At 68.7% G+C, this 20,627-nt stretch carries 20 protein-coding genes; 4 read left to right on the forward strand and 16 right to left on the reverse strand.

Translation table 11 applies throughout. The annotated features are described in order from the left end of the window. Positions 1-90 precede the first annotated feature (90 nt). On the reverse strand, positions 91-1,869 hold the full coding sequence (locus ASG74_RS05945) for a 3-hydroxyacyl-CoA dehydrogenase family protein (RefSeq protein ID WP_056140165.1): 1,779 nt from the start codon (positions 1,867-1,869) through the stop codon (positions 91-93). An 83-nt stretch (positions 1,870-1,952) separates the two neighbouring features. Further along, on the reverse strand, positions 1,953-3,320 hold the full coding sequence (locus ASG74_RS05950) for a multidrug effflux MFS transporter (RefSeq protein WP_082569552.1): 1,368 nt from the start codon (positions 3,318-3,320) through the stop codon (positions 1,953-1,955). Positions 3,321-3,463: 143 nt separating this feature from the next. Here ASG74_RS05950 and nucS point away from each other — a divergent pair, with 143 nt between their 5' ends. Next, entirely contained in the window at positions 3,464-4,159 is a 696-nt protein-coding gene (gene nucS / locus ASG74_RS05955; RefSeq protein WP_056140168.1) for an endonuclease NucS, read from the forward strand. 17 nt (positions 4,160-4,176) lie between these two features. Here the strand turns inward: nucS and ASG74_RS05960 are convergent, their stop codons facing one another. Then, positions 4,177-4,800 (reverse strand): histidine phosphatase family protein, encoded by a 624-nt coding sequence (locus tag ASG74_RS05960; protein ID WP_162252785.1) that lies wholly within the window; start codon positions 4,798-4,800, stop codon positions 4,177-4,179. 96 nt (positions 4,801-4,896) lie between these two features. Between ASG74_RS05960 and ASG74_RS05965 the strand changes: the two genes are divergently transcribed. Continuing rightward, a complete protein-coding gene (locus ASG74_RS05965) occupies positions 4,897-6,165 on the forward strand; it encodes a GNAT family N-acetyltransferase (protein ID WP_056140173.1) in 1,269 nt (422 codons plus the stop codon). A gap of 117 nt (positions 6,166-6,282) precedes the next feature. Here the strand turns inward: ASG74_RS05965 and ASG74_RS05970 are convergent, their stop codons facing one another. Genes ASG74_RS05970 through ASG74_RS05980 form a run of 3 tightly spaced genes read right to left on the reverse strand, consistent with a single transcriptional unit; the run spans position 6,283 to position 9,846 of the window. Beyond that, positions 6,283-8,358 carry a protein meaA gene (locus ASG74_RS05970; RefSeq protein WP_082569554.1) on the reverse strand — a complete coding sequence of 692 codons (2,076 nt, stop codon included), beginning with the start codon at positions 8,356-8,358 and terminating at the stop codon, positions 6,283-6,285. Between the two features lie 58 nt (positions 8,359-8,416). Then, complete coding sequence (locus ASG74_RS05975) at positions 8,417-9,463, reverse strand: heparan-alpha-glucosaminide N-acetyltransferase domain-containing protein (RefSeq protein ID WP_235498839.1); 1,047 nt, start codon at positions 9,461-9,463, stop codon at positions 8,417-8,419. Positions 9,464-9,492: 29 nt separating this feature from the next. Next, positions 9,493-9,846: an STAS domain-containing protein gene (locus tag ASG74_RS05980; RefSeq protein WP_235498840.1), complete on the reverse strand. Its 354-nt coding sequence runs from the start codon at positions 9,844-9,846 to the stop codon at positions 9,493-9,495. A 101-nt stretch (positions 9,847-9,947) separates the two neighbouring features. Between ASG74_RS05980 and ASG74_RS05985 the strand changes: the two genes are divergently transcribed. After that, complete coding sequence (locus ASG74_RS05985) at positions 9,948-10,631, forward strand: cob(I)yrinic acid a,c-diamide adenosyltransferase (protein WP_056140176.1); 684 nt, start codon at positions 9,948-9,950, stop codon at positions 10,629-10,631. A 55-nt stretch (positions 10,632-10,686) separates the two neighbouring features. On the opposite strand, the gene ASG74_RS05990 is transcribed toward ASG74_RS05985, so the two are convergent. From ASG74_RS05990 to ASG74_RS06035, 10 genes are all read right to left on the reverse strand, one after another. Then, the gene (locus ASG74_RS05990) at positions 10,687-11,115 is read right to left on the reverse strand and encodes a DUF2550 family protein (RefSeq protein ID WP_056140179.1); all 429 of its coding nucleotides are present in this window, start codon (positions 11,113-11,115) and stop codon (positions 10,687-10,689) included. Positions 11,116-11,133: 18 nt separating this feature from the next. Next, complete coding sequence (locus tag ASG74_RS05995) at positions 11,134-11,403, reverse strand: F0F1 ATP synthase subunit epsilon (RefSeq protein ID WP_056140182.1); 270 nt, start codon at positions 11,401-11,403, stop codon at positions 11,134-11,136. Between the two features lie 139 nt (positions 11,404-11,542). Next, on the reverse strand, positions 11,543-13,000 hold the full coding sequence (atpD, locus tag ASG74_RS06000) for a F0F1 ATP synthase subunit beta (RefSeq protein WP_056140185.1): 1,458 nt from the start codon (positions 12,998-13,000) through the stop codon (positions 11,543-11,545). An 8-nt stretch (positions 13,001-13,008) separates the two neighbouring features. After that, complete coding sequence (locus ASG74_RS06005) at positions 13,009-13,911, reverse strand: F0F1 ATP synthase subunit gamma (RefSeq protein WP_056140189.1); 903 nt, start codon at positions 13,909-13,911, stop codon at positions 13,009-13,011. A gap of 166 nt (positions 13,912-14,077) precedes the next feature. Beyond that, a complete protein-coding gene (gene atpA / locus ASG74_RS06010) occupies positions 14,078-15,715 on the reverse strand; it encodes a F0F1 ATP synthase subunit alpha (RefSeq protein ID WP_056140194.1) in 1,638 nt (545 codons plus the stop codon). A gap of 97 nt (positions 15,716-15,812) precedes the next feature. Next, a complete protein-coding gene (locus tag ASG74_RS06015) occupies positions 15,813-16,622 on the reverse strand; it encodes a F0F1 ATP synthase subunit delta (RefSeq protein WP_056140196.1) in 810 nt (269 codons plus the stop codon). Next, a complete protein-coding gene (locus tag ASG74_RS06020) occupies positions 16,622-17,281 on the reverse strand; it encodes a F0F1 ATP synthase subunit B (protein ID WP_056140199.1) in 660 nt (219 codons plus the stop codon). The genes ASG74_RS06015 and ASG74_RS06020 overlap by 1 nt, the downstream gene beginning before the upstream one ends. A 48-nt stretch (positions 17,282-17,329) precedes the next feature. After that, positions 17,330-17,539 (reverse strand): ATP synthase F0 subunit C, encoded by a 210-nt coding sequence (atpE, locus tag ASG74_RS06025; RefSeq protein WP_056140202.1) that lies wholly within the window; start codon positions 17,537-17,539, stop codon positions 17,330-17,332. A 91-nt stretch (positions 17,540-17,630) separates the two neighbouring features. After that, positions 17,631-18,449 (reverse strand): F0F1 ATP synthase subunit A, encoded by an 819-nt coding sequence (gene atpB / locus ASG74_RS06030; RefSeq protein ID WP_056140203.1) that lies wholly within the window; start codon positions 18,447-18,449, stop codon positions 17,631-17,633. A gap of 157 nt (positions 18,450-18,606) precedes the next feature. Then, positions 18,607-19,068, reverse strand: coding sequence for a hypothetical protein (locus tag ASG74_RS06035; RefSeq protein WP_056140206.1), 462 nt, complete (start codon positions 19,066-19,068; stop codon positions 18,607-18,609). Positions 19,069-19,205: 137 nt separating this feature from the next. Between ASG74_RS06035 and ASG74_RS06040 the strand changes: the two genes are divergently transcribed. Continuing rightward, a complete protein-coding gene (locus tag ASG74_RS06040; protein WP_056140209.1) occupies positions 19,206-20,591 on the forward strand; it encodes a sugar transferase in 1,386 nt (461 codons plus the stop codon). Positions 20,592-20,627: the final 36 nt, after the last annotated feature.

Raw genomic sequence — 20,627 nt, forward strand, 5'->3', positions numbered from 1 at the left:
TTGCCCGTTCGGCCAGGAAGACGCGAGGCTCACCGCTGCTGGAAGCAGCCGAACGGGCAGTCAGTCGAGCAGCGAGGGGGCCGGCGGCGCTCAGGCGTAGGTGCGGAAACCCCGTCCGGTCTTGCGGCCCAGGTAGCCCGCCGTCACGAGGTGCTCGAGCAGCGGCGCCGGCGCGTAGCCCGGTTCCCGGAACTCGATGTAGAGCTCGCGCTCGATGGCCAGCGACACGTCGAGGCCCACGACGTCGAGCAGCTCGAACGGCCCCATCGGAAGGCCACAACCAGTCTTCATCGCGGTGTCGATGTCGTCGGCCGTGGCGTAGTTGGCCGACAGCATCTTGATCGCGTCGTTGAGGTAGGGGAAGAGCAACGCGTTGACGATGAAGCCCGACCGGTCGCCGCAGGTCACCGGCTGCTTGCCGATCTCGCGACAGAGCTCCTGGACGGTCGCCACGACGTCGTCGCCGGTCGACACGGTGTGCACGACCTCCACGAGCCTCATCACCTGGGCGGGGTTGAAGAAGTGCATGCCGACGACGTCCTGGGGTCGTGACGTGACACGCGCGCACTCGATGATCGGCAGTGAGGACGTGGTCGTGGCCAGGATCGCCCCCGGCTTGCAGATCACGTCGAGCTCGCGGAAGAGCTCCTGCTTGACGTCGAGGTCCTCGGCGATCGCCTCGACGACCAGGTCGACCTCGGCGAGGTCGGCGCGCGAGGTCGTGGGGTGCAGACGCGACAGCAGCGCGTCGACCTCCTCCTGGGTGGCCCGGCCCTTCTCGACGGCCCGCGCCTGCGACTTCTCGATGGCCGCACGGACCCCGGCGAGCTTGTCCTCACTACGGGCGACGAAGGTGACCGACTTCCCGGCCTTGGCGAGGACCTCGATGATGCCGGTCGCCATGGTGCCCGACCCGATCACTCCGACGGAGGACACCTCGCGCAACGTCACGCCGTCGGCGACTCCGGTGGACGGCGTCTGGGCGTCCGCCACCACCTCGGGCGAGCCGGCCGCTGCGTAGGTGTAGAAGCCGCGTCCCGTCTTGCGCCCCGTGAGGCCGGCGGACACCATCTGCTTGATGATCGGGCTGGGGGCGTGCAGGCGGTCGCGGCCCTGCTTGTACATCGTGTCGAGGATCTCGTATGCCGTGTCGAGACCGATGAGGTCGAGCAGTGCCAGCGGGCCCATCGGGTAGCCGCAGCCGAGCTTCATGGCCGCGTCGATGTCCTCGCGCGTGGCGTAGCGGCTCTCGAACATCGACACCGCGTGGTTGAGGTAGCCGAAGAGCAGCGCGTTGGCGATGAACCCGGCCTTGTCACCGACGATGACCGGCTTCTTGCCGAGGCGCTCCGCCAGCGCCTTGACGTCCTCGAAGACGTCGTCCGCGGTGATGACCGTGCGGATGACCTCGACGAACTGCAGGACCGGAGCGGGGTTGAAGAAGTGCATGCCGACGACGCGCATCGGGGTGCTCGTCGACGCAGCGATCTCGGTCACGGGCAACGAGGAGGTGTTCGTCGCCAGGATGGCGTCTGCGGCGACGATCGAGTCGAGCCTGCCGAAGATCTCCTTCTTGAGCTCCAGCTGCTCGGGCACCGCCTCGACGACGAGCTGGCAGTCCACGAGCGCCTCGAAGTCGGTCGCATAGCTGACGTGGGCGTGCAGGGTGTCGTGAGCGGCTTGGTCGATCTTGCCGCGGTCGAGCGCGCGCCCCGTCGACTTGGCGAGGAACGACCGCCCCCGCTCGACGGCTGCATCGGTGATGTCCACCGCGACGACGTCGATACCGTTGCGCGCGAACACCTCCACGATGCCGGCACCCATGGTGCCCAGTCCGATGACGCCAACCTTGGTGAACTTCCGTGACATGGTGGCGAGTCTCCCAGAGTGGTGGCGGCGTGTCGTCACCGCGCCGACGTGAGCCTGCCCACCCCCACCTGCCGCGACATCCGTCAGCTCGCCGACGACGCCGTGACGGCGGCCGACTCGTCCTGCTCCGCGACGAGACTCCACGGCCGCACGAGGACCAGCAGGACGAGTGCCGCGAGCCACACAGCCCCGGTCATGACCACGGCCATGCCCACCGCGCTCCCCGTGCTGACCAGGCCGGTGAGCGGGGTGATGATGCTGGCCATGCCGAACTGGATGGCGCCGAGGAGGGCGGCTGCTGAGCCGGCTGCCTCCCCGTGCCGAGACAGGGCGAGCGCCGGCGTGTTGGGGAAGGACAGTCCGACGGCGAACATCACGAACCAGAGCGGCACGAGAACGAGGACGAGTGGCGCGTTGGTCAGGGCGGCCACCAGCAGGCCGGTCGTCGCGAGCATGCCCAGGGCGACCCCGCCGGTGAGGATGTGCTGGGGCTCCCACCTGCGCAGCAGGAACGGGTTGACCTGGGTCGCGATGATGAGTCCGGCCGCGTTGACGCCGAACAGGATGCCGAACTGCTGCTCGTCCAGGCCGTAGTACTCCTGGAGCACGAAGGACGAGCCGGCGACGTAGGCGAAGAGCGCGCTGAACATCAGGCCGGCGAGCAGCACGAGGCCGACGAAGGGCCGGTCCCGCAGCAGGCCGGCATACGTGCGCAGGGTCGCGCCGATCCGGGCAGGGCGGCGGCGCTGGACCGGCAGCGTCTCGTCCATCCCGCGCAGCGCCACCACGAAGAGCACGACGGCCATCAGGGCGAGGAAGACGAAGATCCCGCGCCAGCCGGTGAGCTGGAGCAGCAGTCCGCCGAGCGACGGCGCGAGGATGGGCGCCACGCCGATGACGAGCGTGAGGTGGCTGAGCAGCCCGGCCGCGCGGCGACCCGAGAAGAGGTCACGCACGACGGCCATCGCCGTCACCGCGACCGCCGCGCCGGAGACTCCCTGACCGATGCGCACGGCGGTGAGGATCTCGATCGACGGCGCGAAAGCGGCGAGCACCGACATCGTGGCGTGCGCGGCGATGCCGCCGAGCATGACCCGGCGCCGCCCCACCGCGTCGGAGACCGGGCCGAGGACGAGCTGGCCGAGACCCAGGCCGAGCATGATGCCGGTGAGGGTGAACTGCACCTGCGGCTCGCTGGCGCCGAGGTCGTCGGCAAGCGTCGGCAGCGCCGGCAGGTAGGTGTCGATGGTCAGCGGACCGAGGGCGACCAGGGCGCCGAGGACGAGGACCATCCGGACGTAGGCGCGGCCGACGAGAGCCGGCGCCTTCGCCGGAAGGGAGGCCGGTGCTGTGCTCGGGGCAGCGTCGGGCCGCGGCTCGGTCAGGACTCCGACACCGCCGGTCCCCTCAACGGGTTCGGCGGACAACGAGGGGGCGGGTCGCGCTGGCATGGTGCTGGCTCCTGGGATGTGGTCGTCGGATCATGGTCGCGGCGCACATCGATGAACCCGCATCACGTGGTGCAAGTCGCGAGCGGCCTGATGCATTCCCGGGCGACCCGCGCTGCCCGACCGAGGGCGACTAGGGTGACCCGGTGCGAGTGGTGATTGCGAAGTGCAGCGTCGACTACGACGGACGGTTGACGGCCCACCTCCCGCTGGCGACGAGGCTGCTCATGGTCAAGGCCGACGGCTCGGTGCTCATCCACTCCGACGGCGGGTCCTACAAGCCGCTCAACTGGATGTCGCCGCCGTGCGCGATGGCGGAGGTCGAGCCCGAGGAGGCAGAGCTGGCCGAGGGCGTCACGGCGGTCTGGGTGGTCCAGCACGCCAAGTCCGAGGACCGCCTGCGGGTGAGGCTGCACGAGATCCACAGCGACAGCAGCCATGACCTCGGTGTCGACCCCGGCCTCGTCAAGGACGGCGTCGAGGCGCACCTGCAGAGGCTGCTCGCGGAGCACATCACGACCCTCGGCGACGGCTACACCCTCACCCGCCGCGAGTACATGACGCCGATCGGTCCTGTCGACATCCTGTGCAAGGACGGCGCCGGTGCGACGGTGGCCGTCGAGATCAAGCGGCGTGGCGACATCGACGGCGTCGAGCAGCTCACGCGCTACCTCGAGCTGATGAACCGCGACCCGCACCTGCGTCCCGTCGTCGGCATCTTTGCCGCGCAACAGATCAAGCCGCAGGCACGCACGCTTGCCGAGGACCGCGGCATACGTTGCGTCGTCCTCGACTACGACGACCTCAAGGGCATCGACAACAGCGAGCACCGCCTCTTCTGAGGAGCGCCAACAACCCCTCAGACCACCGCTCGGTCGGCGCTCCCGGGCCAGGACAGGATCGTGACGTCGTCGGCGTCGATCGACACCTCGGCCACGGCGCAGTTGGGCAGGAACTGCCGTGCCGCCAGGTCGTTGCGCACGTTGCGGCCCATCCGCGGCAGGCAGAACGACATGACCCCGCCGTGCGAGAAGACCAGCACGGTCTCTCCGCGGTGCTGGTCCGAGATCTCCTCCAGGGCCGCCCGGTAGCGGTCGAGCACCTCGCGACCGCTCTCACCGCCCGGGATGAACGTGTCGAGCTCACCGGCCTTCCACGACTCGAAGACCTCCAAGAGCTCGGGGTCGTCGTGGTCACGCCCTGCGAGCGCTCCGACCGAGAACTCCTGGAGCCCCTCGACCATGCGCGGAGCGACGTCGAGCACCTCGGCGGCGACGGCGCCCGAATCCACCGCCCGCTGCATGCGGCTCGTGTAGACCCCGGCGACGTTGCGCAGGCGCAGCGACTCCGCCAGCTCGCGCACCTGCTGCCCACCCTTGTCGGTCAGCCATCCCCCATCGTCTGACAGCACCCTGGCGTGCGGGTAGTCGGCATCTCCGTGACGCGCGACCAGCAGGGTCGCGGGGCAGAACAAATCGCTCACTCCTCCACCTTCCCACGTCGGGCCGACAAGCCGTCCGTATGCCGTGTGCCCGGAATGCGTTCGACAGTGCGCCTCGGGCGATGGTCGACTGGGCGGGTGACCGACGACCTGACCTCTGCCACGCTCGACCTCCATGACGAGAGCGAGGAAGGCGCCGCCCGGGTCACCGGCTGGCTGGAGGCCGTCATGCGCGGCTTCCACCAGGGCAGCCCCACCGAGGAGTTCGGCACCAGGTGGCTGCAGTCGCAGCGGGCGGACGGTGCGGTCAACCGCGGCGTGTGGCAGGCACCCGTCGCCGGGCTCTCGAACGCTGTGCCAGTCGCGACCTTCGGCCACATCGTCAAGACCATCAACACCGGCGCCGCAGTCGTCCCTGCGTGGATGATCACCGACGTCACGGTGGCGCCGACCCACCGTCGCCGGGGACTCATGCGCCGGCTCATGACCGAGAACCTCGACGCCGCTGTCGCCGATGGTGCTCCCCTCGCGGTGCTCACAGCGTCAGAGGGGTCGATCTACCAACGATTCGGCTTCGGCCCCGCGACCCGAGAGGCCCGTGTCCGCGTGGACACGTCACCACGCTTCCGGCTGCGCGAGAGGCTCGCCGACGACGGCCGAGTCGTCATCGTTCCTGCGACGGAGGCATGGCCCCTCCTCGAGAAGGTGTTCGCCCGTCACCATGAGGTCACGCGCGGAAGCGTGGGACGCCCCACCTACTACGAGGAGTGGCTCAAGGGCTACGACTGGGACGAGATGAGCGAGGACCGCAAGCAGCGCCTGGCCGTGCACCTCGACGCCGGGGGTGAGCCGGATGGCTTCGTGGCCTACGCGATGAAGCGCAAGGACGAGGTCGGTGAGGTCGAGGTGCGAGACATGGTGACGGCCGGTCCAGCCGCGCACCTCGGGCTCTGGCGGTTCCTCGCGGACATCGACCTCGCGGAAGTCGTGACGGCACCTGCTCCCGTCATCGACCCGCTCCAGCACGCGCTGGTCGACCACCGCGTCCGCCGGGTCACGTCGGTGGGCGACCACCTGTGGGTGCGCATCCTCGACCTCGTGGCATGCCTGGAGGCCCGTCCCTGGTCCGGCGAGGGCGAACTCGTCGTGCGGGTGATCGATGAGCTCGGCCACGCCGACGGCACCGTGCGGGTCGAGGCGGGCGGTGGACGCGCGACGGCCGCGCCCAGCTCCGCGCAGCCCGAGGTCACCCTGGACGTCGAGACGCTCGGCGCGCTGTACCTCGGGGACGTGCCTGTGGACGTCCTCGCACGCGCGGACCGCCTCGAGGGCACCGAGGATGCGGTGCGCCGGTTCGCGGCACTGGCGGACGGCAGCCCCTCCCCCTACTGCAACACCCACTTCTGACCCCTGCCTCTGGTAGTGGGTGGGTGCCTCAGTTCGGCCACATGGATTGTGGGGTGCAGGCGTTTGCGACGAAGGAGCAACTGAGCCTGTACCGCACAATCCAGGTCGCCGTGGGCGCTAGGAGCCGACCCGGGAGTCGCGGATGACGTCGACGAAGCGACCCATGATGTCGTTGAGCCCGAAGTCCTTGGGCGTGAAGACCTCGGCCACCCCGAGCGCCTTGAGCTTCAGGGCATCGGACTCGGGGATGATCCCCCCCACGATGACCGGGATGTCACCGGCACCGGCCTCGCGCAGTCCGTCGAGCACCTCGGGGACCAGCTCCATGTGGGACCCCGACAGGATCGAGATGCCGACCAAGTGCACGTCCTCGGAGACCGCAGCCGCGACGATCTGCTCCGGCGTGAGCCGGATGCCCTGGTAGATCACCTCGAAGCCCGCGTCACGGGCGCGCACCGCGATCTGCTCTGCCCCGTTGGAGTGTCCGTCGAGTCCCGGCTTGCCCACCAGAAGGCGCAGCGTCTCGCCCAGCTCGTCGCGCAGCCCGGCCACCCGCTCGCGCACGGCCGAGAGCTCGACGCCCGCCGCGCCTCCGGTCAGGCCGACCGAGCCCGTGACGCCCGTGGGCGCCCGGAACTCACCGAACACGTCACGCAGCGCCTGGGCCCACTCCCCTGTGGTCACCTCGGCGCGGGCGCACTCGAGAGAGGCCTCCATGAGGTTCTCGTCCGTCTCGGCGACCTCACGCAGGTGCGCCAGTGCTGCGGCAGCACGGTCGCGCTTGGCCGGGTCGGCGTCGCGCCTCTCGCGCCACTCGCGCACGGCGGCTGCGGCAGCTGCCTCCACGCCCGCGTCGACGGTCTGGATGGCCGTGTCGAGGTCAGCGGTGAGCGGGTTGGGCTCGGTGGTCTCGAACCTGTTGACTCCGACGATGACGTCCTCGCCGGCCTCGATGCGCTGACGCCGCAACGCGTGCGAGGAGACCAGCGCCGACTTCATGTAGCCGCTCTCGACCGCGGCGACGGCGCCGCCCAGCTCGGCGACCCGGGCGATCTCTGCCTTGGCACCAGCGACGAGCTCCGCCACCTTCGCCTCGACCACGGCCGAGCCCTCGAAGAGGTCGTCGTACTCCAGGAGGTCGGACTCGTAGGCCAGCACCTGCTGCATGCGCAGCGACCACTGCTGGTCCCACGGGCGCGGCAGTCCCAGGGCCTCGTTCCAGGCCGGCAGCTGCACGGCGCGGGCCCGAGCACCCTTGGAGAGGGTCACCGCGAGCATCTCGAGGACGATGCGCTGCACGTTGTTCTCGGGCTGAGCCTCGGTGAGCCCGAGTGAGTTGACCTGGACCCCGTAGCGGAAGCGCCGCTGCGTGGGGTCGCTCACCCCGTAGCGCTCGCGCGTGAGCTCGTCCCAGAGCTCAACGAACGCCCGCATCTTGCACATCTCCTCGACGAAGCGCACGCCGGCGTTGACGAAGAAGGAGATCCGGGCGACGACCTCACCGAAGCGCTCCGCAGGAACCTGCCCGGCGTCACGCACGGCGTCGAGCACCGCGATCGCCGTGGACATCGCGTAGGCGATCTCCTGCACGGGCGTGGCGCCGGCCTCCTGCAGGTGGTAGCTGCAGATGTTGATCGGGTTCCACTTGGGGATGTCGGAGACCGTGTAGGACACCATGTCCGTGATGAGCCGCAGCGAGGGAGCCGGCGCGAAGACATAGGTCCCGCGCGACAGGTACTCCTTGATGATGTCGTTCTGCGTCGTGCCCCCCAGCGCCCTGACGACCTCGGCGGGGTCCTCGCCCGCGGCGGTGGCCTGGTCCTCGGCCGCCACCTGGTACATCGCCAGCAGCCACATCGCGGTCGCATTGATCGTCATCGACGTGTTCATCTGCCCGAGCGGGATCTGGTCGAAGAGGGCCCGCATGTCACCGATGTGCGAGATCGGGACGCCGACCTTGCCGACCTCGCCCCGAGCCAGGACGTGGTCGGGGTCGTAACCCGTCTGCGTCGGCAGGTCGAAGGCCACGGACAGGCCGGTCTGGCCCTTCTCGAGGTTGCGGCGGTACAGCGCGTTCGAGGCGGCCGCACTGGAGTGGCCGGCATACGTGCGCATGACCCAGGGACGGTCGCGTTCGGGACGGGAGGGCTCGGCGGCGTCGGACACCGGCTCGGCAGAACGGTCTTCGGGCATGTCGTGGACGCTACCTGCGGGCCACCGGTCGAGACAGGGTCTCAGGCGGTGAGAGTGCTCACGCCGGGAGCACCGCTCCTGCGTGCCGTGGCGGCGCGATCCGCTCGAGCGCCCACTCCACCGGGCCCTGCCCGATGAGGCGCGCCCACCCCCACGCCGTTCCCAGCGAGAGCGAGAGCAGGATCACCATGGCGGCCCACCCGCCCTCGGGGAAGGGCGCGATGAGGGGGACCAGCAGCAGGACGTGGCCGACGTAGAGCGACAGCGCGACCCGGCCGAGCAGCGCGAGCTGGCGCAGCACGGCATACAGCGGTCGTTGCCCGACCCTCGCGAGACCGGTCACCATGACGATCCCGTATGCCGCGAGCGCCAGTCCGTTCTCCTGCACCTGGTCCGGGAGGTCACCCGAGAAGCGCACCGGGTGGCCCAGGAGCTCGGCCGCGAAGCTGGCCCAAACCATGCCCAGCCCCACGAGGGCGCACCACCACGCCGTGCGCTCGTCGCGGAGCCCTCGACGCGCCAGCACCGCCCCGACGAGGAAGACGGGCAGGAGCGTCAGCACCCGGTAGTGGGGGTTGAGGACCACCCACTGCACGAGCGGGTTCGTCGCCCACGGTGCGTCGGGCGGCTGGCCTCCGGCCACTCCTCCTGCCGCGCGGGTGGCTGCCCGGATGACCCAGGGCCCGGCCACGAACAGGGCTGCAGCGAGGCCGAGCAACCAGCGCGCGGCGAGACGGAGGAGCGGTGTGCCGAGGATGAGCAGCAGGCCCAGGATGTGCAGGATGACGGCCACCCAGTGGTCGAGCTGCTCGAGCAGGGTCCCCAGGAGGATCAGCGCAAGCCCCTTGACGACGGCTCGAGCGTCCCCGCGCGCGGCGTCACTCCGGCGGAAGACCAGGCCGGCGGCCACTCCCATGACCAGGGCGAACAGCGGCGAGGCGAGGTCGTTGACCTGTTGGAGGACGAAGGCAGCCGACTCCGAGATCCGGCCACTGACAAAGGGGAGCCCATGGGCGATGACCATGGCGACGACGGCGAGGCCACGCGCAGCATCGAGCCCGAGGACCCGCGAGGCACCCACGCGTTCGGTCCTGCTCTGACTCACCTGCTCTGCCACAGGGACAGCGTGGCAGGTCAGCCCACTGCAGCGGTGACGGTCAGGGGTGCCGGCCCGACCAGGTGGGCGAGTCGCGCACGCCTCAGCAGCCGGTGGGTGCGGGGATCGGCATCGACGATGCAGAAGGTCCGCGACGCACGTCGGGCACGTCGCAGGCACTCCACGATGACCCCGAAGCCCGTCGCATCACCGATCTCGCACTCCGCGAGGTCGAGGAGGAGGTCGTCGCTGCCGTCGTCGACGATGCTGTGCAGCACCATGCGCAGGTCCGGCACGGTGTGGAAGTCGAGCCGCCCCCGCAGGGAGACGTGATGACCCAGGGCGTCACGGCGCTCCTCGAGCGTCACGATCGTGTGTCCACGCTGATCCACGGTCGCCTCCCTTCAGCTGAGGTCCATTGAACGCGACGATCGATCGGTCCCGGGCATGCTGCAGGTAAAGACTCGGCAAAGCCGTCTGGCAGGCTGCTGCCATGGTCAACCTCACCCGCATCTACACCCGCACCGGCGACAACGGGACGACGGCCCTCGGCGACTTCAGCCGCACGAGCAAGACCGACCCGCGGTTGGCGGCCTACGCCGACGTCAACGAGGCCAACGCGGTGATCGGCGTGGTCCTCGCGGCGGGTGACCTTCCCGACGACGTGCGCGCCATCCTCACCCGGGTCCAGAACGACCTCTTCGACGTCGGTGCGGACCTGTGCACGCCCCTGTTGGAGGCCCCTGAGTACCCGCCCCTGCGTGTGCAGTCCGAGTGGATCGACGAGCTCGAGGCCGACTGCGACACCCAGAACGCCAAGCTCGAGAAGCTGCGGTCCTTCATCCTTCCCGGGGGCACGATCGCGGCCGCGCACCTCCACCAGGCCACCACGGTCGTGCGCCGGTCCGAACGCAGCACGTGGGCGGCCATCGAGCGCCACGGGACGGCGATGGGCACCGCCAAGGGCGAGGGCGGGGTCAACCCGACGACCGCGGCCTACCTCAACCGCCTCTCTGACCTGCTGTTCATCCTCGCGCGGGTGGCCAACCTCGACGCCGGTGGTGACGTCCTGTGGCAGCCCGGTGGCGGACGTGCTGCGGCTCCCACCAAGGCACGCAAGGCCTCCGGGAGCCCGGCCGTGTCCGAGCAGGACGACCCCACGACCGACGACGACTGAGCTGCGGCCAGGGCACTCGGCCCTGAAGCGCTCCGCGGCTCAGGCGCTCAGCGCCTCAGGCGACGTTGACGTTGAAGCCCGGCGGCGAGCTCTCGAGCCACGCCCGCAGCGCGGTGTAGGCCGGCGGACTCATGGCCAGCTCGTAGTTGGTGGTGCGGGACCGGCCGGTCACGGTCACCGCGTCCGGGGGCAGGCCGGGGACGGTCTCACCGAGGCGGTGGGGCGCACCGAGGTCGAGGTCGTGGCGCACCCAGGCGTGGGCGGGGCGCAGGGAGGGGCCGATGACCGAGAACCAGTCGAGCCGCTCCCCCGCGATGCGTGCCAGACCCAGGCGCCAGCGCCCGTCACCGACGCTGATGGCGCACAGCATGAGGGGCTTGCCGCCCGAGATGTAGCGACGCCGCACCCAGATGAAGATGATGCAGGCTGCCAAGAGGGCGAGCGCCACCACGAGCACGAGCTCGATGGCGGCGATCGGCTTCATGGCATGTCCGCCGGGGCTCTAGTTGCTCAGGTCCGAGGCGTCGACGGCCTCGGCGAGGATCGTCACCCGGTCGTGGTCGACGGAGAGGAAGCCACCGTTGATCGTGGCGGTGCGGACACCGCCCTCACCATGGATCTTGATGTCCCCCTCGACGAGCACGCCGAGAATGGGCGTGTGACCGGGCAGGATCCCGAGCTCACCGTCGATGGAGCGGGCGCTGACCTGGCGTGCCTCGCCCTCCCAGACCTTGCGGTCCGCGGCGACGAGTTCGACCTGAAGCTGGCTCACGTGTTCCTCCGGGGAAGTGGTGTGTGGTGAAGTCTACCGGCAACAAAAACGACGTCCGGCGACGATCAAGGGAGTGCGTGGCAGGCTCGCGAGGAACGAGCGAGCCACGCACTCCCGTTGAGGAGCCGGACAGATGTGATTACAGGTTCTTCTGGATCTCCGCGGCCTGGCGCTCGACGTCGTCGAGGCCACCACACATGAAGAACGCCTGCTCGGGGAAGTGGTCGTAGTCACCGTCGGCGATCTTCGTGAACGCCTCGATGGTGTCGACCAGCGGCACGGTCGAGCCCTCGATGCCGGTGAACTGCTTGGCAACGTAGGTGTTCTGACCGAGGAAGCGCTGGATACGACGGGCGCGGTTGACGAGGATCTTGTCCTCTTCGGAGAGCTCGTCGATACCGAGGATCGCGATGATGTCCTGCAGCTCCTTGTTGCGCTGCAGGATCGACCTGATGCGGACCGCGGTGTTGTAGTGGTCCTCGGCGATGTAGCGACGGTCGAGGATGCGCGAGGTCGACGTGAGCGGGTCCACGGCCGGGTAGATACCCAGCGAGGCGATCTCACGCGAGAGCTCGGTCGTCGCGTCGAGGTGCGCGAACGTCGTGGCCGGAGCCGGGTCGGTGTAGTCGTCAGCCGGCACGTAGATCGCCTGCATCGAGGTGATCGAGTTGCCTCGGGTCGAGGTGATGCGCTCCTGGAGCACACCCATCTCGTCGGCGAGGGTGGGCTGGTAGCCCACGGCGGACGGCATACGGCCGAGGAGGGTGGAGACCTCGGAACCGGCCTGCGTGAACCGGAAGATGTTGTCGATGAAGAGCAGCACGTCCTGGTTCTGCACGTCACGGAAGTACTCGGCCATGGTCAACGCGGAGAGCGCGACGCGAAGTCGCGTGCCCGGCGGCTCGTCCATCTGGCCGAAGACGAGGGCGGTCTGTCCGAGGACGCCAGCCTCCTCCATCTCGACCATGAGGTCGTTGCCCTCACGGGTGCGCTCACCGACACCGGCGAACACCGACACACCACCGTGGTCGCGCGCGACTCGGGCGATCATCTCCTGGATGAGCACGGTCTTGCCGACACCGGCACCACCGAACAGGCCGATCTTGCCGCCCTGGACGTAGGGGGTCATGAGGTCGATGATCTTGATGCCGGTCTCGAACATCTCGGTCTTGGACTCGAGCTGGTCGAAGGCCGGAGCCTTGCGGTGGATGCCCCAGCGCTGCTTGGGCTCGAAGGTCTCGCCCTCCTCGAGGTTCATGACCTCGCCGGTGGTGTTGAAGACCTTGCCGAGCGTCTCGTCGCCCACGGGGACCGTGATGGGGCCGCCGGTGTCCTGCACCTGCGTGCCGCGGACGAGGCCGTCGGTGGGCTGGAGCGAGATGGCGCGGACGATGTTGTCGCCGACGTGCTGGGCGACCTCGAGGTTGAGGTTCTTCTTCTCACCCGAGAGCTCGACCGTGGTGGTCAGCAGGTTGTACTGCTCGGGCATGGCGTCGGCCGGGAACTCGATGTCGACGACGGGGCCGATGATGCGCGAGACACGGCCGATACCGCCCTCGCGGGTCTCCTGAGTGTTGTCAGTGACAGTGGCAGTCATTTTCTCTCTCACTTGCTCTCGGCCAGGGCGCTTGCGCCGCCGACGATTTCGCTGATCTCTTGGGTGATCTCGGCCTGACGAGCCTGGTTGGCCAGTCGGGTGTACTTCTTCACGAGCTCCTCGGCGTTGTCCGTGGCGGACTTCATCGCGCGCTGGCGGGCTGCGAGCTCGGACGCGGCGGCCTGGAGCATGGCGTTGAACAGGCGGGACGTGACGTACTTGGGCAGCAGCGCGTCGAGCACCTCCTCGACGTTGGGCTCGAACTCATAGAGCGGGAAGAGGTCTCCCTCTGCGGGAGCCTCGGTGCCTTCGACGATCTCCAGCGGAAGCAGGCGGATGACCTCGGGCTCCTGCGTCACCATCGACACGAAGCGGGAGTAGACGATGTGGACCTCGTCGACACCACCCTCGGACTCGGTGTCCAGGAGGAAGTCGCCCACGAGCCGCTCACCGATCTCACGAGCGGTCTCGAACGTGGGCTTCTCGGAGTTGCCGGTCCACTCAGCCGCGACCGCACGACCACGGAACTTGTAGTAGCCAGCGGCCTTGCGACCCAGGAGGTAGGGGATGGCCTCCTTGCCCTCTTCCCGCAAGCGCGCGATGAGGCGCTCGGACTCCTTGAGCACCGACGAGCTGTAGGCGCCTGCGAGACCGCGGTCCGAGGTGATGATGACGACCGCCGCGCGGGTCACCGTCTCCTTCTCGGTGGTGAGGACGTGGTCCTCGTTGGAGAAGGTCGCGACAGCCGAGACGGCACGAGTGATCGCTCGCGCGTAGGGCGTCGATTCACGCACGGCCTGCTGGGCCTTGACGACGCGAGACGCGGCCATGAGCTCCATGGCCCGCGTGATCTTCTTCGTCGCGCTGACGGACCGGATGCGCTGCCGGTAAACCCGGATCTGCGCTCCCATAGTTTTCCGCCCTTCCTGGTCTGAAGTCTGTGGTGGTGCTGAGTTGACTGCTGGTTCTGAGCCGGTATGCCGTGTGCCCGGTTGCGTGGCACGTGGCCCCGCGTCCGGCTCCCGGTGCCGGGTGGTCACGCAAGGTGACCACCCGGCATACCGGAAGAAGCGGTTGTCAGCGCTTCTGCTTGACGATCTGCTCCTGCTCGGAGTCCAGGGCGTCGTCGCCGCTCTCGGACTCGTCACCGACGGGCACGTTGTCCTTGTTGGAGGGCTGGAAGCCCTTCTTGAAGGCGTCGATCTCGGCCTTGAGGGCTTCCTCGGTCGACTCCTCGAACTTGCCCGTCTCGCGGATCGCGTCGAGCAGGTCCTTCTTGCTGCGACGGAGGTGGTCGAGGAACTCGGCCTCGAAGCGGCGGATGTCCTCGACCGCGACCGAGTCGAGCTGGCCGGTGGTGCCGGCCCAGATCGAGACGACTTGCTCCTCGACCGGGAACGGGTTCGACTGCGACTGCTTGAGCAGCTCGACCAGCCGCGCACCCTTGGCCAGCTGGGCCTTGGATGCCGGGTCGAGGTCGGACGCGAACATGGCGAACGCCTCGAGCGCACGGAACTGGGCGAGGTCGAGCTTGAGTCGACCGGAGACACCCTTCATGGCCTTGGTCTGCGCAGCGCCACCGACTCGGGACACCGACACACCCACATCGACCGCGGGGCGGACGTTGGCGTTGAAGAGGTCGGCCTGGAGGTAGATCTGGCCGTCGGTGATGGAGATGACGTTGGTCGGGATGTAGGCCGAGACGTCACCCGCCTTGGTCTCGATGATCGGGAGGCCGGTCATCGAGCCCGCACCGAGCTCGTCGCTGAGCTTCGCGCAACGCTCGAGCAGACGGGAGTGCAGGTAGAAGACGTCACCCGGGTAGGCCTCGCGGCCCGGCGGGCGCCGGAGGAGGAGGGAGACGGCGCGGTAGGCCTCGGCCTGCTTGGACAGGTCGTCGAAGACGATGAGGACGTGCTTGCCCTGGTACATCCAGTGCTGCCCGATGGCCGAACCGGTGTAGGGCGCGAGGTACTTGAAGCCGGCCGAGTCGGAGGCAGGGGCCGCGACGATGGTGGTGTACTCCATGGCGCCGGCGTCCTCGAGCGTGCCGCGAACGGCAGCGATCGTGGACCCCTTCTGACCGATGGCGACATAGATGCACCGCACCTGCTTGGACGGGTCGCCGGACTCCCAGAACTCCTTCTGGTTGATGATCGTGTCGACGGCGACGGTGGACTTGCCCGTCTGACGGTCACCAATGATGAGCTGGCGCTGGCCACGGCCGATCGGCGTCATGGCGTCGACCGCCTTGAGGCCGGTCTGCAGTGGCTCGTGGACCGACTTGCGCTGAACCACGTTGGGCGCCTGCAGCTCGAGCGCGCGGCGCTCGTCGCTCTGGATGTCGCCGAGACCGTCGATCGGGTTGCCGAGCGGGTCCACGACGCGACCCAGGAAGTTGTCACCGACAGGGACGGAGAGGACCTCTCCGGTGCGCTTGACCTGCTGGCCCTCCTCGATGTTGGAGAAGTCACCGAGGATGACGACACCGATGCTGTGGACGTCGAGGTTGAGTGCCAGGCCCAGGGTGCCGTCCTCGAACTCGAGGAGCTCGTTGGTCATGGCCGAGGGAAGGCCTTCGACGTGGGCGATGCCGTCACCGGCGTCGCTGACTCGGCCGACCTCTTCGCGGGAGGCCGCGCCGGGCTCGTAGGACTGGACGTAGGTGTCCAGTGCGTCCCGGATCTCCTCCGGACGGATCGAGAGCTCCGTCATGTGATCTCTTCTCCCTTTGATGTAACCGCTGCCGGCTCCGATTGAGCCGAAGTGTGTGTGGGGTCCTGCGTTTTCAGATGTGGTCGAGCGTGGTGCGTCAGCCGGCGAGGTCGCGGCGGACCTTGTCCAACCTGCGCAGCACCGTGCCGTCGACGACCTCGTCGCCGACCTGGACGCGGATCCCACCGATGATGCTCGGGTCGAGCACCATCTGGAGGCTGATCTGCTTGCCGTAGAGCCCTCGCAGGGCCGAGGCCAGGCGGGACTGCTGCTGCTCGTCGAGCGGCACGACGGCGGTCACGAGAGCAATGAGCTCGTCGTGGCGCTCCGCCGCCAGCGTGAGGTAGGACTCGAGCACCCGGTCGAGGCGACGACCGCGAGGCACGAGCACGGCCTGCTCCGCGAGACGGATCGTCTCGGGCGCGGCCTTGCCCTCGAGCAGGTTGCGCACGAGGCCGGCCTTGCCGGTGGCGTCGGTGTTGCGGCTGGAGAGGGTGTCGCGCAGGTCGGGGTTGGCCGCGATGATCCGCTCGAAGCGGAACAGCTCGTCCTCGACCGCGTCGGCGTGACCGGCCTTCTCGGCGCTCGCGATGAGCGCCCGCACCGCCAGGGCCTCGAAGGTGTCCCCGAGGTCACCCTCCTCGGACCAGCGTTGCGCCACGACCTCACCGGTGAGGGTGTTGGCCGCCTCACTCACCTTGCCGCCGAAGAGGCGGTCGGCGAGCGCACGCTTGGCGTCTCCCTCGCGAGAGGGGTCGGCGAAGGCGCGCCGCAGCGAGACGTCATTCTCGATCGCACCGGCGATCGAGAAGAGCTCCTCGGCCAGTGCCGCACGGTCGACGCCGTCGAGTGCCGAGGTGAGGGCCTTGTCGGCCGCCGCCCGGGCTCCACGCGACGAGCCACGCATCAGGAGTCCCGCCCTGCGGATCCCTCGGCGCCGAGGGTGGAGCCATCGGCTCCAGCCTGCTCCGCCGCTGAGGAGTCGCCGACCGTGGCGCTCGCGCCGACCTTCTCGGGGCGGACGGCGCCGCTCTCGAGCTCGGCCAGGAAGCGGTCGACGATGCCCTTCTGGCGGACCTCGTCCTCGAGGGACTCACCGACGATGCGACCCGCGAGGGTCGTCGACAGCGTGCCGACCTCCGAGCGCAGGGAGACCACGGCCTGCTGGCGCTCGGCCTCGATCTGGCGACTGGCCGACTCCGTGATGCGGTTGGCCTCGGCCTGTGCCTTCTCACGCATCTCGGTGACGATCGATGCACCCTCGGCACGCGCCTCCTCGCGGATGGCGTTCGCCTCGGTGCGAGCCTCGTGCAGCTGGGCTTCGTACTGCTGCAGCGCTGCCTGAGCCTGCGCCTGCGCCTGCTCGGCCTGCTCCATGCCGCCCTCGATCGCCGCGGTGCGCTCTGCGTAGAGCGCCTCCATGCGCGGGACCACCTTGGACTTGAACAGCCAGTACATGATGGCGAAGGCGATGAGCCCGACGATCATCTCAACCGGGTGCGGAAGCAGCGGGAACCCCGAGGGGAAGCCCACCTCATCGGCGGCAACGACGGATGTGGGAATCACATCTGGTCCTATCTGTTAGGGCTCGGTCAGCGGTGACGAGGGGTGATGTCAGCCCTGGAAGACGAAGGCGAAGACCAGACCGAGGATGGCCAGGGCTTCGGTGATCGCCATGCCGGTGAAGGCGATGGTCTGGAGCATGCCGCGAGCCTCGGGCTGACGCGCAACGCCGTTGATGTAGGCGGCGAAGATCAGGCCGACACCGATGCCGGGGCCGATCGCGGCAAGGCCGTAGCCGAGGTAGGCAATGTCGCCAGTCATGAGCGTGTTCCTTTCGATGGCACCGGGACCAGTTCCCGGTGTCGGGGTGGGTTATTCAGTTGGGTCGTGCGCGGGCCCGAGGGCTCGCGGGTCAGTGGTGTTCGGAGACCGCGTCGGAGATGTAGAGCGCGGCGAGCAGCGTGAAGATGAACGCCTGGAGGAACTCGATGAGCAGCTCGAAGAAGCTCATGCCGATCGAGAAGCCGAAGGCGAGGATCCCGGAGAAGTTGAGGAAGAGGTTCTCGCCGTGCAGCAGGAGGTACTCGCCGCCGAGGATGAAGACGAGGAGCATGAGGTGACCGGCGAGCATGTTGCCCATGAGTCGCAGCGCCAGCGTGAGCGGGCGGATGAGGAAGTAGGTCAGGAACTCGAGCACGAAGAGGATCGGCTTGAGCCAGCCCGGCAGTCCCGGAGGGACGAGCGACTTGAGGTAGGGCAGGACGCCGTGCTTCCGGCGGATCGCGACCGTGTGGTAGACGATGTAGACGATGAGGGTGAGCACCAGCGGAACGCCCAGGCGGCTCATCGTGGGGTACTGGATGAAGGGCAGGATCCCGAAGACGTTGTTGAGCAGGATGAGTGAGAACAGCGTCAGGAGCAGGGGCAGGAACTGGATGAAGTCCTTGCTGCCGATGATGTCGCGCCCGATCGTGTTGCGCACGAAGTTGTAGACGCCCTCGACCATGAACTGGCGCTTGGTGGGGACCACGCTCAACCGAGCCGTCCCCGCGAAGAACCACGCGATCATGCCGACGGAGAGCAGCAGCACCAGCGCCGGGCGGGTGAAGGCCATCGCGCCCTCACCGATCAGCGGCCACCAGAAGGCTTCGACGCCGGGCGTCTGGAACCCGCCTTCGCCGGCAACGGAACCGATGCCGGACAGCGTGTGGGTCAGCACGTTCAGGCTCAAGACCTCTCCTCCAAGGACGAGTTCAACATCTGTCGCGACGCTTCCGACGCGAGGACAAAAGCTGTGGCGCGGCGCGGGCTGGAACAGGGCGTACCTGTTGCCGACGGCACGCCGTACGGTACCGGACGAAACGGGGTCGAGGCGACGCGGGGCCCCATCACGACGTCCGCCCATCGGTGGCGTGATCAGTGGCCGGAGCCTCGTCGTAGACCGGCACCCGAGCGCGTCGCCAGGCATACATCTGGGCCCCCTGCCAGACCACCACGGTGACCAGGAGGGCGATGCCGGAGGCCACGCTGTCGAAGCTCTCGAAGCGCCGAGCCACGATCAGAACGCCGAGCAGGAGCATGACCTGCGCGAAGTAGACCGTCATCCCCACGGCCATGAACAGGGCCGGCTGCGAGTTGTCGCGCACGAACCGGCCCACGACGAAGAGCCCGGACGCGAAGAAGGCGAGGCCGATGGCCACCCCCACGAGGGCGGCGACGAGGCCCGCGACACCGCGGAAGGGGGTGAGGAGCAGAGAGGTGACGACGCCGGCGCCAGCTGCCGGAAGCAGGGCTCCGCGCAGGACGACGTCGAAGAGGTTGTCGCCTCTCGCTGCGCTCTGCTGGGTCATCAGGGATCCTCGTCGACGGGTGTCGGTGACGCTTCCGGGTGCTTGTGAAAACTATCACAAGCGCTCCCGGGGAACCAACTGGCCCACGGTCCCGTGCGTCCCCGAGCACGACTGGGACGGCGAATACACTTCCCGCCATGAGACAGCGGCTCCTCGTCGGCACAGCCTGCGCGGATGCAGCCCTCCTCGTCGTCGCGTTCTTTCTCGCGGCGATCATCCGCTTCGGCGGGCACCCGTTCAGCCAGGCGGTCGTGATCCAGACCCAGAACCGCGGGCTCGTGAAGATCCTCGTCATCACGACCATCGGGTCCCTGCTCGGCAGCGCTCTCGTGGCGGCCGTCATGCCCCAGGGACCGCCGCGGCCGACTTTCGGCCGGGCCGCGCTCAGCGTCCTCTTCGCCTTCCTCGCGATCACCGCGCAGATCGTGCTCATCCGGCCCTACTACTCGCGGCCACACCTGTTCACGACCCTGGTCATCTGGCTGGGCCTGGTCCTGCTGCTTCGCGCCCTGCTGCGCCTACGGCCCTGGAGCGAGCGGCTGGTCATCGTCACGAGCTCCGACGCGATCGTGCAGGCGCTCGACGCGACACCGCACATCACGGTCGTCGGTGTCATCGACCCCGCAGCGACGGGGCCCCTGTCCGCTCCCCCACCCGACACGGTCCTCACCGTCGACCTCAGTGCCCCGTGGTCGCGTGAGGTGACGCGCTACGTCTCGGCGACGTCCGTGGCCGGTCGTGAGGTCCGTCCGCTCAACGAGGTCTACGAGGGTCACACCGGCCGGGTGCCCCTCGACCACCTCTCCGAGGGCTGGGAGATCGAGACCTCACTGCTGCGCAAGCTGCCCTTCCTGCCGTTCAAGCACGCTGTCGACCTGCTCCTCGTCGTGGCCACCCTGCCGCTCTGGCTGCCGGTCATCGCGGTCATCGCGGTGGTCGTCCGCATCGTCGACGGCAGCCCGGTGATCTTCCGTCAGGTCCGCGTCGGTCGCCGGGGCGAGCTCGTCGAGCTGTTCAAGTTCCGGACCATGCGTGCCGATGCCGAGGCGGAGGGCGCGCGCCAGGCCACGGGCGACGACCCCAGGATCACCCGTCTCGGAGCGGTCCTGCGCAGTATCCGCGCCGACGAGCTCCCCCAGCTCTTCAACATCCTGCGTGGCGAGCTCTCGCTCATCGGGCCACGCCCCGAGCAGGTGAGCTTCGTCGAGAAGTACCGCGAGGCGATTCCCTTCTACGACCAGCGCCACCTCGTGCGGCCGGGCATCACGGGCTGGGCCCAGGTGCGCCACGGGTATGCCGCCTCGGAGGAGGAGACGATCGAGAAGCTCTCCTACGACTTCTACTACCTCAAGCACATGTCGCCCCTGCTCGACCTCGAGGTGCTGGCGCGGAGCGTGTGGACCGTCGCGTCGGCCTCGGGGACCAAGCCCAGGGCGGCGCTGTCCGCCGACGAGGCGGCCGAGCTGGAGACCGAGGCGCGCGAGCAGGCCGCCGACGACAAGCACCGCCAGAAGCGCCGCTGAACCGCCCGGAAGCGACTGGTTGCCCGTTCGGGTAGT

It is taken from the genome of Knoellia sp. Soil729 (genome assembly GCF_001427985.1).
In the GTDB taxonomy this organism is placed as follows: Bacteria; Actinomycetota; Actinomycetes; order Actinomycetales; family Dermatophilaceae; genus Knoellia.